Genomic DNA, 12449 nt, shown 5'->3' on the forward strand with positions numbered 1-12449 from the left:
TACGGCGTCGGTGCTGCTCAGATGACTCCGTCGGCACGCATTCGCGCCACCTCCGCCGCGTCCACGCCCAGCACTCGCCGATAGACCGCGTCGTTGTCCTCGCCCGCCAAAGGCGGCGGCTTGCGGACCTTGCCCGGCGTGTCGCTGAGCTTGATCGGGATGCCGGGCAGGGTGAGGGTGCCCAGCGCGGGATGCTCGACGTCGAGCAGCATCTCTCTGGCGGCGACCTGGTCGGATTCCACGGCCTCCGCGACGGTGACGACCTTGCTGAAGGGGACGCCGACCTCGGTGAGGTGCGCGTCGATCTGCTCGCAGGTCAACGCCTCGGTCCACGTTCGGACCAGTTCGTCGAGTTCCTCGACGTTGGCGAGCCGGGCGGTCTGATCGAGGAACCGGGGATCCTCGGCCAGGTTCGGGCGGCCCATCGCCGTGCAGAGCCGGGGGAACAGCGGATTGGTGCCCGCGTGGATGTAGACGTGCCCGTCGGCGGCCGGGTAGACGTTGGCGGGCACGGTGATCTGATCGCGGGAGCCGGAGCGCTGCCGGGTCTCACCGAGCATCGCGTAGGCGCTGGGATGGGTGCCGAGGCAGGCGAACAGCGCATCGACGCAGGAGATGTCCACGTGCTGGCCGAGGCCGGTGCGCTCCCGTGCCGACAGGGCGAGCAGGATGCCCATCACCCCGTGGAACGCGGAGATGTAGTCGGCGACGAAGGTGCCGGTCATGGTCGGCTCGTCCTCGGGCTTACCCGTGAGGCTCATCAAGCCGGAGGCGGCCTGCGCGATGGCGTCGAACAACGCGCGCTGCGTGTTCGGGCCGGTCTGACCGAAGCCGGAGATCGAGGTCAGCACCACCCGCGGGTTGATCTCCTTGAGCCGGTCGTAGCCCAGGCCCATCGCCGCCATCGTGCCCGGGCGGTAGTTCTCGACCACCACGTCGACCTCGGCGACGAACCTCTCCAGGATGGGCAGCGCACGGGGATGCCGGGTGTCCAGGGTGATGCCGTGCTTGTTCCGGTTGAAGATCATCGGATAGACGCTGTGGCCCTGGTGGAAGGGCACATGCCGTCGGCCGTCCTCCCCGCCGGGCCGCTCCACCTTGATGACCTCGGCCCCCATGTCGCCGAGGATCTGGCAGCACAGCGGTCCGGCGATGAACCGGGACAGGTCCAGCACCCGCAGGCCTGCCAACGGCCCGTCGGTGGTCGGGGTGGTCGGCCCGCTCATGAATGCCTCCCGGTGTCCGGTGTCGACGGTCCGGCGGTGGATTCGCCACCGAGCGCGATCGACGGGGTGGGTTCCAGCGCCTCGGCCTGGCCGCTGGGGTGATTGGCGGCGCCGGTGATCAGCGAGACGACCTCGTGCTCGCCGATCTCCCCGGTGGGCACGTCGGCGGCCTTGCGTCCCTTGCGCAGCACCACGATGCGATCCGCGAGCGCCATGACCATCGGAATGTCGTGGCTGACCAGCACGATCGCCGCGCCGTCGCGGCGCAGGTCGCGGATGGTCTGCACGACCCGTTCGCTCTCCTGCACACCGAGTGCCGCAGTCGGCTCGTCCAACAGCACGAGTCGGCGCCGCCAGAGCCGGCAGCGCGATAGCGCCACGGCCTGGCGTTGGCCGCCGGAGAGCGCGGAGACCGCCGCGTCCGGCGCGGGCACGTTGATCGAGAGGGTGGCCAGCACCGAGCGGACCTCGCGGGTCATCCGACGGTGGTCGATCCGCCGCAGCGGCCCCCGACCCTTGGTCGGTTCGCGTCCGAGGAAGACGTTCTCGGCGACGGTGAGGTTCTCGCAGAGCCCGAGATCCTGGTAGACGGTCTCGATTCCGGCGTCACGGGACGCGGTCGGCGAGCTCAGCTCGACCGGGCTGCCCTCGATCTCGATCCGCCCGGAACTCGGTTGCACCGCGCCCGCCAGGATCTTGACGAAGGTGCTCTTGCCCGCGCCGTTGTCGCCGACCACGGCGATCAGCTCGCCGGGATCGATCCTCAGGTCGACGTCGGCCAGGGCTTGGACCGCGCCGTATCGCCTGCCGAGCCCGACGGCGGTGAGCAGCGGTCCCGTCGTGGTCGGGTCCGAGGTGGTCGTTAAGCGGGCGGCCATCGCGCTACCTTTCGAGGCCGGTCGAACAGGGCGGTGGGGCCGGGCCAGGTCAGGTGCCATGTCGGGCTCCCCTGCGCTGCTGCACCGCGCTGAACCAGACGGCGGCGACGACGAACAGCCCCTGCGCGATCAGGTAAACGTAGGAGGACACGCCCATCAAGGTGAGGCCGTTGGCGAGGGTGGAGATGAACAGGACACCGATGAGGGTGCCGACGAGCCTGCCCCGGCCGCCGAACAGTGCGACGCCGCCGACGACGACGCCCGCGATCACGTCGAGTTCCAGCATCCGACCCACCGTGGCATTCCCGGAGTTGAGCTGCGAGGCGTAGAGCAGTCCGCCGAGCACGGCCAACGACTGGACGATCACGAAGACGCTGACGCGCAGCACTCGGACGTTGATGCCGTAGCGGCGGGCCGCCTCGTTGTTGCCGCCCATGGCGTAGAGGTGACGCCCGTAGCGCGTCTGGCGCAGCACCCACATACCGACGCCCACGACGAGCGCCATCAACCAGACCGGCGTGGGGATACCGAGCAGGCTGCCGTCCCACAGGGCGGCCATTCCCTCGGGCATCGGCGAGATGGTGACGCCGTCGCTCAGGGTGAACGCGATGCCCTGTAGTGCGGTGAGCAGGCCGAGGGTGATGATGAAGGACGGGATCTCCCAGATCACCCGCAGCGCGCCGGTGAAGAGACCGATCAGTACGCCCATCGCGAGGACGATCAGGATTGCCAGCGGCAACGGCACGTTCTGCTGCGCGGTGAGCATCGCCACCACCACGGTGGTCAGTCCGATCGTCGAGCCCACCGAGAGGTCGATCTCCCCGGTCAGGATGACGAAGGTCTGGCCGACCGCCACGATCATCAGCACCGACATCTGCTGGAGCAGTAGGGAGAGGTTGGTGCCGCTGAGGAAGTTCGGGGCCAGGACGGACAGCAGCAGGGTCAGCAGAACCAGGCCGACACCGACGCCGATCTCGGAACGCCAGGACGACCAGATCGACACGCTGCGCGCGGGGGTGCCCGCCCGGTCGGAGGCCGCCGGGCCGGGAGCGGCGGGTTGTCTCGGGGTCTCGACCGTCATTCCTGCACCGCCTTCCGGGCGAGCGGCCTGCCCGGCGTCCCGACGGCGATGGCCGGGTCCGGACCGGGTGGGGACGATGCGGGGGTCGGCGGGTTCGCGGGCACGGTGCGGCTCATCGCGTGGCCTCCAGTTCGCGGTAGAAGGTGGCCAGCGCCTGCTGGTCCTCGCGGGTGTAGACGACCGGCTCGACCTCGGTCTCCGGTGGGACGTCCTGCCCCTTGGCCAGGGCGATGCCCGCGTCGACCGCCGAGCGTCCGACGTCGTAGGCGTGTTGGTCGGCAACGGCGTGCACCGGCGAATCCGGTTCCGACATCGCGTCGGCGACCTGTCGGCTCATGTCGATGCCGAAGATCGCGACGTCGGAGTCGAGGCGCTGGGCGGCGGTCACCGCGCCCTGCAGGGCGGCGCCGTTCCACGCCCAGACGACGTCGACGTCCGGGTGGGCCTGCAGCACGGTCTCGAACGCGCGGGAGCCCTCCTCCGGGGAGCCGACCGCCTCGGCGGTGGTCAACACATCCAGCCCCGGGGCCTCACCGAGGAACGCGTCTCGTCGCGGTGGGCCGTTGGGCTCGGTGTCACCGACCAACAGCGCCGCGGTCGCCGTTCCGCCCAGGTTCTCATCCACATAGGACTGAGTGATCTCGCCGAGCGCGGCACCGAGTTGGGCCTGGTCGACGCCGACGAAGTAGCCGAAGGAGTCGTCGTGGACCCGGTTGTCGTACTGCACGATCGTCATTCCGCGGTGCCGGGCTCGTTGCAGCGCCGAGGCGGAGGCCGCCAGATCGAAGGGCGCCGCGACGAGCACGTTGTCGCCCCTGGCGTACATCGTGTCCATCAGCTGGCTCTCGGTCTGCAGCTCCCGATTGGACACGTCGATGTTGATCGGCACCTCGTGTTCGGCAGCCGAGGACCGCATCCCCGCCTCGACGAGCTGCCAGAACTCCAGGTCGCGGGCGTACATGATGGCGCCGACCTGGATGGGGTCGTCCTGGCGTGCGTTGTCGGGGACCGGCTCGGTTCCGGTGGAGCAGCTCACCGCCGTCAGACCGAGCACCAGCCAGAGCGCGAACAGCCTGCGGGGCCTCCGTCGGCTCCCGATCGCGTGCCGTCGTCGTTTCGTCATGATGTCCCTTCGTCGCCGTTGACTTCAGGTGTGCACCGCCGGCGGGACTGGAGGGACCTCGACTCCGCCACCGAGATGACTAGACATCTAGCTATTGCGGAGGAGTGTGCGCCGCACCACACGGGCTGTCAAGACTCCGGCGGCGTCGAATATTCGACGCCGGGGACGCGGAGGATCCCGGCAAGGGCGGCACGACCCACCCTGCAGTGAGCCACTCACCTTCGCCACCCCTCGGACGATCGACAGCGACACAGCAATGGTGCTCGACGGTTGGCCGATCGATGTCGACCCCCCTTCTTAAGATCACCAGAAACGACGATAAGATTACTGATCCCCAGCCCGATTAAAACAAAGGAAATGCCCGGAAGTCCGCCGTTCAATAGAGCTTCCTTGCAGGTCAGAACGTTGCAAAATCAGCCTTCATTCGCTTTCGCCCAAACACAAAACGGCATAGCCGCCCGAGAATCCCAGTCACATGAATGCGCCTGAGGGAATCTGATGGGTTCGCCGCCGCAGGCAGGATCAGCAATCGAGAGTCGACGATTCAAGATGACCGACCCCACCGACGCCGCCCTGTGACCGGACTCGATCACAGGGGGCGAGCTCAGGAGAGGCCGACAACCGCCGTTCCCTTGAGCACGCCCCTCGGCACCGTATTCCGGCACGGCCTACGGAGGACCTGGCTCGTCATGGCAACGCGGCGCCCGGTCCAGCCGGCGGCATCGGTAGGTTTGGCGGCGCTTCCGGCGGCGGTATCGGCGCTTCCGGCGGCGACAGGTCGGCCTCGGTCTCGTCCTCCGCGTCCGACGGCGGCTCGCGATCCTGGCGCTCGATGCTGCTGGGAACCGGTCGTTCCTCGGAGGGGACCGGACCAGCCGGAATCGGCGATCGGCCGTCGTCCGACCCACCCGGTAGCACTACGGCGATCAGAATGATCACCGCGGCCGTCATCCCGCCGCTGAGCAGCATCCCCACGGTCCTCCGATTGCGGCGCCGCCGATGAGCGAGATGGATGATCCGGTCCGCACGTAGGCGCGTCGCTGGAAGCTCACGCTGCGCGAACCGGCTGAGCTCCGTCCGAACGTCCTCCTCATGCATCGTCTTCCACCTCACTCGCCCACGATGTCGCCACGAGCCGTTCACCGAACTGCGTACGCAGCCGAGCGCGCAGCGTCGCCAATGCTTTGAAAGCCTGACTCTTCACCGTCCCCGGCGAGCACCCCAGGGCCGCCGCCGTGTCCTCGATGCCGAGGTCGTGCCAGTACCGCAGCACCAGCACCGCCCGCTGTCTGGCAGGCAGCGTTGCCAAGGCTTCGACCAGCACGATTCGATCCTCGCCCGTGGAGTCCGGACTCGGAGTCTCCGGTGTCGAGTCCGTCAACCACTCCAGCCGACGCCACAGCCTCCGACGCTCGGACAGGAAGGTACGTACCACGACCTGCCGCAGGTACCCCGCCAACCGGTCGCGGTCGGTCAGCCGAGGCCAGGCCAGATAAACCTTCAAGAAGGCCGATTGAGTCAGATCCTCGGCCCGATGCCAGTCGCCGCACAGCAGACGCGCGGTGATCCGGACGTTGTCGACGTGATCATCGAAGCAACGGCGGAACGTCTCGTCGTCGGCGGGGGCGCGCACGGACGCCTGTGAAGCCCGCACCTGAATGTCATCTCCCATTCCACGAGTCGCCGAAGGGGCGCTGCCCGCAAGGCGAGCAGCGCCCGATCACCAGTGCTCGAATCCGGCTGATCGGCCAACCCGACCAAGTTCGACTAGTCGACCGGCGGCTGCGGCGCCCCCGGACCCTCCGGCGGCTGCGGCATCCCCGGACCCTCCGGCGGCTGCGGCGCCCCCGGACCCTCCGGCGGCTGCGGCATCCCCGGACCCTCCGGCGGCTGCGGCGCCCCCGGACCCTCCGGCGGCTGCGGCATCCCCGGACCCTCCGGCGGCTGCGGCGCCCCCGGACCCTCCGGCGGCTGCGGCATCCCCGGACCCTCCGGCGGCTGCGGCGCCCCCGGACCCTCCGGCGGCTGCGGCATCCCCGGACCCTCCGGCGGCTGCGGCATCCCCGGACCCTCCGGCGGCTGCGGCATCCCCGGACCCTCCGGCGGCTGCGGCGCCCCCGGACCCTCCGGCGGCTGCGGCATCCCCGGACCCTCCGGCGGCTGCGGCATCCCCGGACCCTCCGGCGGCTGCGGCATCCCCGGACCCTCCGGCGGCTGCGGCGCCCCCGGACCCTCCGGCGGCTGCGGCATCCCCGGACCCTCCGGCGGCTGCGGCATCCCCGGACCCTCCGGCGGCTGCGGCATCCCCGGACCCTCCGGCGGCTGCGGCGCCCCCGGACCACCGGGCGGATTGCCCGGTCCGTCGATCGGGGACTCGGGGGGCTCCTGATCGGTCATCGCGTCGTTGGTCGACTGCGGCGCCTCCAGCACGGAGGCGACGGCGGGAGCCCCGGTCACGACGATCAGTGCCAGCCCGGTGGCTGCAATCGCACCCACCAGGCCCTTGCGATTGATTCGCACCAGCTGATCTCCTTTCATCCGGCGGCGTCGATATGCGTTGCTAACGCCTCACCGGGAAGCACGTCGCCGAAGATCAATCTTGTTGCCCCGAGATCCAGTGACCCCAATCACAGTTGACCTGCAGTCATCACCACAGACCGGAGTCGGCCGCGATCGGCAGACTGAGACGATCCGCCGCCAACGACACCGGGTGCCGATTGTCGGATCAACGCGCGGGCTCGGTGATCCCCGTGGCCGACTGCCACCAGCCGGAGACGGCGGTGGCCAGCACCGTGGACTCGCGGACGACCAGCCATCGCGCGCACCCGCACCGCAGATAGCGCAGCGTTCCGTCGGAGGTTCGATGCCGGGAGACCTCGGTGAGGTCCGAGCGGCCGCAGGACGGACACCGGTGCGTCGGGGATCGACGGTCGACACTCATGCGGCCAGCGTGGTGTCATGGGTCAGTGCATTTCAACCCTTACGGAGGGCTGGCGGCCGAGATGGCCGCCGAGCTGGTCAACCTGGGTCCGAACGCGACTCCCGCCGAACTCGACAACCTGCTCATCCGGATCGACTACCGGCCCCGACGGACTCCGAACGCCCGACAGACCCGGGCGCTGCTGGAGTGGGCGGGCCGCCTGCGCCCGGTGTTCGGCGAGACCGATCTGGACCGTCAGGTCGACCTGGTCAACGCGCTGCTCGCCGATTCCGCCGCCCGGCCCTACATCTCCCGACACGATGGGCGAAAGCCACATCTGCACTACGCGGACGAGCGTCGGCCGGTGGACGAACGAGTATTCGGCTACACCTCGGCGGGCCTGGCCACTGCGGTCTGCCAGGACGGCCGCCGTCTCGGCTCGTGTGCCAGGGCGGGCTGTCGGATCGTGTACGTCGACACCTCGCGCAACGGGCGGCGCCGCTATTGCACCACCCGTTGCGCGAACCGCGTCCACGTCGCCGACCATCGCAGCAGAACCTCGGTCCCGCCGCAGGCGACCGAGGCTGCCGACTGAGGTCTACCGGTCGCCCGATGATTCGGGAATCGGCATCCTCGAGCTGTCGAGGGAGACCTCCGGCGGCCCCTCCTGGCCACCGGCCCCGGCGCCGTGTGCCGGTAGCCGAGCCGACGGGTTCGGAACGGGATCCGATTCCCCCGGACGGTCCTCCGGCGCCGACTCCGGCGGCTCGGATTCCGTCGGGAGCTCGGGGGTCGACGCGGCGGAGGACGGCGAGGGTTCGACAACCGACTGCTCTCGATCAGCGGGCACCAGCGGACGCTCGTCCCGACCCGCGCCCGAGGGGAGCACCACCGCGACCAGGACGACCAGTGCGGCGGTCAGTCCACCGCTGACCAGCATCGCCGCCGTGGTTCGCCGCCGTCGCACTCGGTGGGCCTGGTGGATCACCCGGTCCGCGCGCAGCCCGACCGGCGGCTGTTCCTCATGGAAGAGACGATCGAACTCCGCTCGGAGCTCCTCCCCCTCATGCATCGTCTGTCACCGTCCTCCTCGATGTCGACACGACGCGCTCGGCGAAGGATCCGCCGAGCCGGCTGCGCAGACTGGCCAGGCCCTTGGAGCTCTGGCTCTTGACGGTGCCCGGCGAACAACCCAGCACCGTCGCCGTCTCCTTCACCCCGAGATCGTGCCAATACCGCAGCACGAGCACGGCCCGTTGCCGAGCGGGCAGTTTCGCCAGCGCGGCCAGCAGCACGAGTCGGTCCGTGCCCGGCCTGCCGTGATCGGCCCGTTCGGGAACCGCGTCGGTCAACCACTCCCGACGGCGCCACAGCCTGCGCCGCTCGGACAGGAACGTGCGCACCACCACCTGCCGGAGGTAGCGCGACAGCTGGTCGGTCTGGTCCACCCGCGACCAGGCGAGGTAGACCTTCAAGAACGCCGCCTGGGTCAGATCCTCGGCGCGATGCCAGTCGCCGCACAGTAATCGGGCCGTGAATCGGACCGACTCGACGTGCTCGGCGAAGCATCGACGGAATGCCTCGTCGTCGTGCTCCGTCGTGGGCATCGGTGTGTCGGAAGCCCTCACCGCCGGGTCGTCTCCTGTTCGCCAGGTCGGTCCGAGCCCATCGTCCCGGACCGATCGGAATCTCTCCTACTTCGTACCCTCGGACCAGGCCTCGGCCGGGACCGGCTCCGCAGGCACAGACGTGGGGTCCGCCGTGGGTCGGGCCTCGGCGGGTGCGGGACTCACCGACACGGTGGGGTCCGCGGGCTGCGGAGTGTGCGGCTCCGCCGACGGCGGCTGAGATTCGGCGGGCTCCGAGGCAGGCGGCTGGGGTGAGGGCACCGGCGACTCCGAGGGCACGGGCGCCGAAGTCTCCGAAGGCACCGGCGATTCGGCGGGCACCGGAGTAGGCGGCTGCTCCGAGGGAGTCTGCTCCCGCGATTGCTCCGAGACCGACTCGGGGAACATCGCGGCGACGGCCGGGGCCGCCGTCACGACGGCCACTGCGGCCGCGCCGCCTACGAGCACCCCGATCAGGGCCTTACGACTGATGCGCATCCAAGCTCCTTCGATTCGACGGATGAGCGGCGCTTCGCGTCGACCTGCGCCGTCACCTCTACCCACCCGCCGGGAACCCGGCCGGTTGCCCTCGATGTGGTGATGCCGATCACAACCTGCCGACAGGCCCGCACCCCGTCGACTCCGCGTCGGCGACGACACGGCTGGTCGGGGGACCGATCGGCATCCTCGCGGCGGCAGACTCGCCTGATCCACGGCCGATGCCCACGCACAGCGATCGTTCGGATACTCTGCGCCAATGCCTCCGATGTGTCCCCAGCCACGCCGGACGTCACCAACAGTGCCCGATTCCGCACGAACAGTGCATGCGATCACCGCAATGCGGAGGAGCGCAGACGATTGCGAGTTCGAATGGTGATCCGCGCCCGATCCCTTCTCGAGCGGTACCGACGCCACGGGGCGCGGGCGCTGCTGGACCAAGCCCGTTCTGCGGCAGTGCAGTTGCTGACGCCCGAACCGCCTCCTCCGGTGGCCCCCGCCCCGCCGTCGCCGTTCGACACCCCCGCCGACAAACCCACCTCGTCGAACAACCCCGCTCCACGTTCCCCGGGCGAGGCGGCCAAGGCGAGCGACGACGTGCTCGCGGGCATGTGCGCAGGCATCGCGGTGCGCGACCTGAATCTCGTCGACTCGCTGCTGGCGATGCTGGAGAAGATGGAGGTCGACGAGGACGATCCCGACACCCTCGCCCGCCTCTACCGGCTCGATCACCTCGCCACCAGGCTCCGACGCAATGCGGAGAATCTCCGGGTCCTAGCAGGTCAGGAAGCTGGTAATGCGACCGAGGAGACCACGTCGTTGATCGATGTGATCCGAGCAGCGATGTCCTCGATCGAGCAGTACACCCGGATCGAGATCGGCCGGGTCGCCGGGCTCGCCGTGGCGGGTTTCGCCGCCGACGACGTGAGCCGGTTGGTCGCCGAGTTGCTGGACAACGCGGCCGTGCAGTCGCCGCCGACCTCCCCCGTCACGGTCAGCGCCCACATCACCGAGCAGGGCAGCGTGCTGTTGCGGGTCGAGGACGCGGGCATCGGGTTGCCGCCGGACCGGCTGGCGGTGCTGAACGAACGGCTCACCTCGGCGCCGCGCCTCGACAGCGACTCGATCGAGCACATGGGACTGGCCGTGGTCCGTTCGCTGGCCCGCAAGCACGAGATCCAGGTCTGGTTGGGTAGACGATCCCCGCACGGCACCACCGCCTCGGTGCTGTTGCGCCCCGAGCTCGTCCGGGAGACCGCGCCTGCGGCCTGGGTCAAACCCGAGGAGACCGAGGCGAAGGCGAAGAGCCCTCGCCGGGCGACCATGCCCGCTCCTCGGACCGATCCGGAACCATCCGGCGAGCTGACGTCCAGTGGGCTGCCCCGCCGGGTGCCCGCCGCGCGCCGACCCGAGAGTGACCGGGCCCCGACTCGACCCACCAACGGCATGCGATCCGATCCGGGACCGGGGCAGCCACCCGATCGACCGGCGGAGCCGCAGAGCGCGACCACACCGAACGGTCTGCCCCGGCGGGTGCCCCGGAGCCTGCGCCCGGATAACTCCCTCGAATCCGTCGGTTCGGCCCGGGCCTCGGAAGCACAGGCCAGGGCGGGACGAGCCCAACTCGTCTCCGACCTCGGCGCGTTCGTCGACGGCGAACAGGCCGCCCGAGCGGGCCGGAACGGGGACGACCAGCAGAACCGAGATGGAGAGCTTCCTTGACGACTGACAACGACACGAAACCGCGAGATTTCACCTGGCTGGTCAACGGGTTCGTGGACCGGGTACACGGGGTGACCCACGCCCTGATCATGTCCTCGGACGGCTTCCCGTTGACCTCCTCGGACTCCGTCGGCCGGGACGACGCCGAGCAACTCGCGGCGATCTCCAGCGGGTTGCTCTCACTGGCTCGCAACGGCGCGGCGCTGTTCGGCAAGGGCGACTGCGAGCAGATCATCATCCGGCTCAACGGTGGATACCTGCTCTTCACCGGCATCGGTGAGGACGCCGGTCTCGCGGTCCTGACCTCGCAGAGCTGCGACATGAAGGTCGTCGCCTACGAGATGACCCAGTTCGTCGACAACGCCGGTCATGCGCTGACCCCGCAGGCGCGCTCCGATCTGCGTCGGGTGGTCACCGCACGGCGAATCGGCGACTGACGCCGCTAGGAGGAGGACCGACCACGGTGGCACAGACCGCGAAACGCAGCGCGAGGGTGCGCCCCTATGCGATCACCGGTGGGCGCACCAGACCACGGCACCACCTGCTGGTGGAGACCCTGATCTCGGTTCCGAATTACGATCCGGAATTCAGCGAGACGCTGATGCCCGAATCCAGGGCGCTCTATGAACGGGCGCGGATGACGATGTCGATCGCGGAACTCTCGACCCATCTCACCACGCCATTGGGCGTGGTCCGGGTTCTGATCAGTGACCTCGCCGCCCAGGAGATGGTGTTCATCCACCCGACCGGTCATGCCTATCACTACGACCGAAACATCCTGGAGAGGATCCTCGATGGACTCAAGAGACTCCCGGCCTGACTTCTCTTCGTTGACGATATCCGCGAAGATCGTGGTCGCCGGTGGTTTCGGAGTCGGCAAGACCACCTTCGTCGGTTCGGTCTCGGAAGTTCCGCCGCTGAGCACCGAGGCGTGGATGACCGAGGCGGGCGAGGGTGTGGACGCCGTCGACCCGACGGGCCATAAGACCACCACGACCGTGGCGATGGATTTCGGCCGGATCACGCTGCAATCGGATCTGGTGCTCTATCTGTTCGGCACGCCGGGGCAGGCGAGATTCTGGTTTCTCTGGGACGACCTGTCGCGCGGCGCATTAGGCGCGATCGTCCTGGTGGACACAAGGCGGATTCAGGAGTCGTTCGCCGCGATCAATTACTTCGAGAACGACTCCGATATCCCCTTCGTCGTGGCCGTCAACATGTTCGACGGCCGACTCGGACACGATCTGGACGAAGTACGGGATGCGTTGGCGCTCGCGCCGGATACCCCGTTGACCGTCTGTGACGCGCGAAGTCCTGGTTCGACAGCGCAAGCGCTGCGGGAGCTCGTCTCCTACACGATGGACCTCGCCGTCTCCTACGGGCCGTCCTGACCG

At 69.2% G+C, this 12449-nt stretch carries 16 protein-coding genes; 5 read left to right on the top strand and 11 right to left on the bottom strand.

Translation table 11 applies throughout. The features are described 5' to 3' along the window. Nucleotides 1–17: 17 nt before the first annotated feature. The 8 genes from BKA25_RS14335 to BKA25_RS14370 all read right to left on the bottom strand — a co-directional run bounded on the left by BKA25_RS14335 (nt 18) and on the right by BKA25_RS14370 (nt 7249). Nucleotides 18–1226 (bottom strand): CaiB/BaiF CoA transferase family protein, encoded by a 1209-nt coding sequence (locus BKA25_RS14335; RefSeq protein ID WP_069849145.1) that lies wholly within the window; start codon nt 1224–1226, stop codon nt 18–20. After that, the gene (locus tag BKA25_RS14340) at nt 1223–2104 is read right to left on the bottom strand and encodes an ATP-binding cassette domain-containing protein (RefSeq protein ID WP_069849143.1); all 882 of its coding nucleotides are present in this window, start codon (nt 2102–2104) and stop codon (nt 1223–1225) included. Before BKA25_RS14340 ends, BKA25_RS14335 begins: the two co-directional genes overlap by 4 nt. Nucleotides 2105–2153: 49 nt before the next feature. Beyond that, nucleotides 2154–3185 carry an ABC transporter permease gene (locus BKA25_RS14345; RefSeq protein ID WP_069849141.1) on the bottom strand — a complete coding sequence of 344 codons (1032 nt, stop codon included), beginning with the start codon at nt 3183–3185 and terminating at the stop codon, nt 2154–2156. A gap of 112 nt (nt 3186–3297) precedes the next feature. Beyond that, entirely contained in the window at nt 3298–4308 is a 1011-nt protein-coding gene (locus BKA25_RS14350; protein ID WP_069849139.1) for a sugar ABC transporter substrate-binding protein, read from the bottom strand. A gap of 687 nt (nt 4309–4995) precedes the next feature. Next, nucleotides 4996–5406, bottom strand: a complete 411-nt coding sequence (locus BKA25_RS14355; RefSeq protein ID WP_069849137.1) for a hypothetical protein — start codon at nt 5404–5406, stop codon at nt 4996–4998. Continuing rightward, complete coding sequence (locus BKA25_RS14360; RefSeq protein WP_069849135.1) at nt 5399–5980, bottom strand: SigE family RNA polymerase sigma factor; 582 nt, start codon at nt 5978–5980, stop codon at nt 5399–5401. The genes BKA25_RS14355 and BKA25_RS14360 overlap by 8 nt, the downstream gene beginning before the upstream one ends. Before the next feature lie 95 nt (nt 5981–6075). Continuing rightward, complete coding sequence (locus BKA25_RS14365) at nt 6076–6828, bottom strand: hypothetical protein (protein WP_157421052.1); 753 nt, start codon at nt 6826–6828, stop codon at nt 6076–6078. A 205-nt stretch (nt 6829–7033) separates the two neighbouring features. Beyond that, nucleotides 7034–7249: a hypothetical protein gene (locus BKA25_RS14370; RefSeq protein WP_069849131.1), complete on the bottom strand. Its 216-nt coding sequence runs from the start codon at nt 7247–7249 to the stop codon at nt 7034–7036. Between the two features lie 25 nt (nt 7250–7274). Here BKA25_RS14370 and BKA25_RS14375 point away from each other — a divergent pair, with 25 nt between their 5' ends. Then, nucleotides 7275–7823: a CGNR zinc finger domain-containing protein gene (locus BKA25_RS14375; RefSeq protein WP_069849129.1), complete on the top strand. Its 549-nt coding sequence runs from the start codon at nt 7275–7277 to the stop codon at nt 7821–7823. Nucleotides 7824–7826: 3 nt separating this feature from the next. Here the strand turns inward: BKA25_RS14375 and BKA25_RS14380 are convergent, their stop codons facing one another. The 3 genes from BKA25_RS14380 to BKA25_RS14390 all read right to left on the bottom strand — a co-directional run bounded on the left by BKA25_RS14380 (nt 7827) and on the right by BKA25_RS14390 (nt 9333). After that, on the bottom strand, nt 7827–8300 hold the full coding sequence (locus BKA25_RS14380; protein WP_069849127.1) for a hypothetical protein: 474 nt from the start codon (nt 8298–8300) through the stop codon (nt 7827–7829). Then, nucleotides 8293–8835, bottom strand: a complete 543-nt coding sequence (locus BKA25_RS14385) for a SigE family RNA polymerase sigma factor (protein ID WP_069849125.1) — start codon at nt 8833–8835, stop codon at nt 8293–8295. Before BKA25_RS14385 ends, BKA25_RS14380 begins: the two co-directional genes overlap by 8 nt. Nucleotides 8836–8922: 87 nt before the next feature. Next, complete coding sequence (locus BKA25_RS14390) at nt 8923–9333, bottom strand: hypothetical protein (RefSeq protein ID WP_069849123.1); 411 nt, start codon at nt 9331–9333, stop codon at nt 8923–8925. Between the two features lie 360 nt (nt 9334–9693). On the opposite strand from BKA25_RS14390, the gene BKA25_RS14395 reads away from it, so the two are divergent. The 4 genes from BKA25_RS14395 to BKA25_RS14410 are packed head-to-tail and all read left to right on the top strand — an operon-like array spanning nt 9694 to nt 12446. Then, entirely contained in the window at nt 9694–11055 is a 1362-nt protein-coding gene (locus BKA25_RS14395; protein WP_311734477.1) for a sensor histidine kinase, read from the top strand. Then, nucleotides 11052–11492 carry a roadblock/LC7 domain-containing protein gene (locus tag BKA25_RS14400; RefSeq protein WP_069849119.1) on the top strand — a complete coding sequence of 147 codons (441 nt, stop codon included), beginning with the start codon at nt 11052–11054 and terminating at the stop codon, nt 11490–11492. Before BKA25_RS14395 ends, BKA25_RS14400 begins: the two co-directional genes overlap by 4 nt. A gap of 26 nt (nt 11493–11518) precedes the next feature. Further along, nucleotides 11519–11875: a DUF742 domain-containing protein gene (locus BKA25_RS14405; RefSeq protein WP_069849117.1), complete on the top strand. Its 357-nt coding sequence runs from the start codon at nt 11519–11521 to the stop codon at nt 11873–11875. Next, nucleotides 11850–12446 carry a GTP-binding protein gene (locus BKA25_RS14410; protein ID WP_069849115.1) on the top strand — a complete coding sequence of 199 codons (597 nt, stop codon included), beginning with the start codon at nt 11850–11852 and terminating at the stop codon, nt 12444–12446. The genes BKA25_RS14405 and BKA25_RS14410 overlap by 26 nt, the downstream gene beginning before the upstream one ends. The last annotated feature ends 3 nt before the right edge of the window (nt 12447–12449 follow it).

Origin of the sequence: Actinoalloteichus hymeniacidonis (assembly GCF_014203365.1) — a bacterium.
Lineage (GTDB): Bacteria > Actinomycetota > Actinomycetes > Mycobacteriales > Pseudonocardiaceae > Actinoalloteichus_A > Actinoalloteichus_A hymeniacidonis.

Coding starts and splice junctions, on each gene's coding strand:
- BKA25_RS14410 (WP_069849115.1), top strand. CDS start 11,850: ATGGACTCAAGAGACTCCCGGCCTGACTTCTCTTCGTTGACGATATCC.
- BKA25_RS14385 (WP_069849125.1), bottom strand. CDS start 8,835: ATGCCCACGACGGAGCACGACGACGAGGCATTCCGTCGATGCTTCGCC.
- BKA25_RS14340 (WP_069849143.1), bottom strand. CDS start 2,104: ATGGCCGCCCGCTTAACGACCACCTCGGACCCGACCACGACGGGACCG.
- BKA25_RS14370 (WP_069849131.1), bottom strand. CDS start 7,249: ATGAGTGTCGACCGTCGATCCCCGACGCACCGGTGTCCGTCCTGCGGC.
- BKA25_RS14350 (WP_069849139.1), bottom strand. CDS start 4,308: ATGACGAAACGACGACGGCACGCGATCGGGAGCCGACGGAGGCCCCGC.
- BKA25_RS14390 (WP_069849123.1), bottom strand. CDS start 9,333: ATGCGCATCAGTCGTAAGGCCCTGATCGGGGTGCTCGTAGGCGGCGCG.
- BKA25_RS14360 (WP_069849135.1), bottom strand. CDS start 5,980: ATGGGAGATGACATTCAGGTGCGGGCTTCACAGGCGTCCGTGCGCGCC.
- BKA25_RS14380 (WP_069849127.1), bottom strand. CDS start 8,300: ATGCATGAGGGGGAGGAGCTCCGAGCGGAGTTCGATCGTCTCTTCCAT.
- BKA25_RS14345 (WP_069849141.1), bottom strand. CDS start 3,185: ATGACGGTCGAGACCCCGAGACAACCCGCCGCTCCCGGCCCGGCGGCC.
- BKA25_RS14335 (WP_069849145.1), bottom strand. CDS start 1,226: ATGAGCGGGCCGACCACCCCGACCACCGACGGGCCGTTGGCAGGCCTG.
- BKA25_RS14355 (WP_069849137.1), bottom strand. CDS start 5,406: ATGCATGAGGAGGACGTTCGGACGGAGCTCAGCCGGTTCGCGCAGCGT.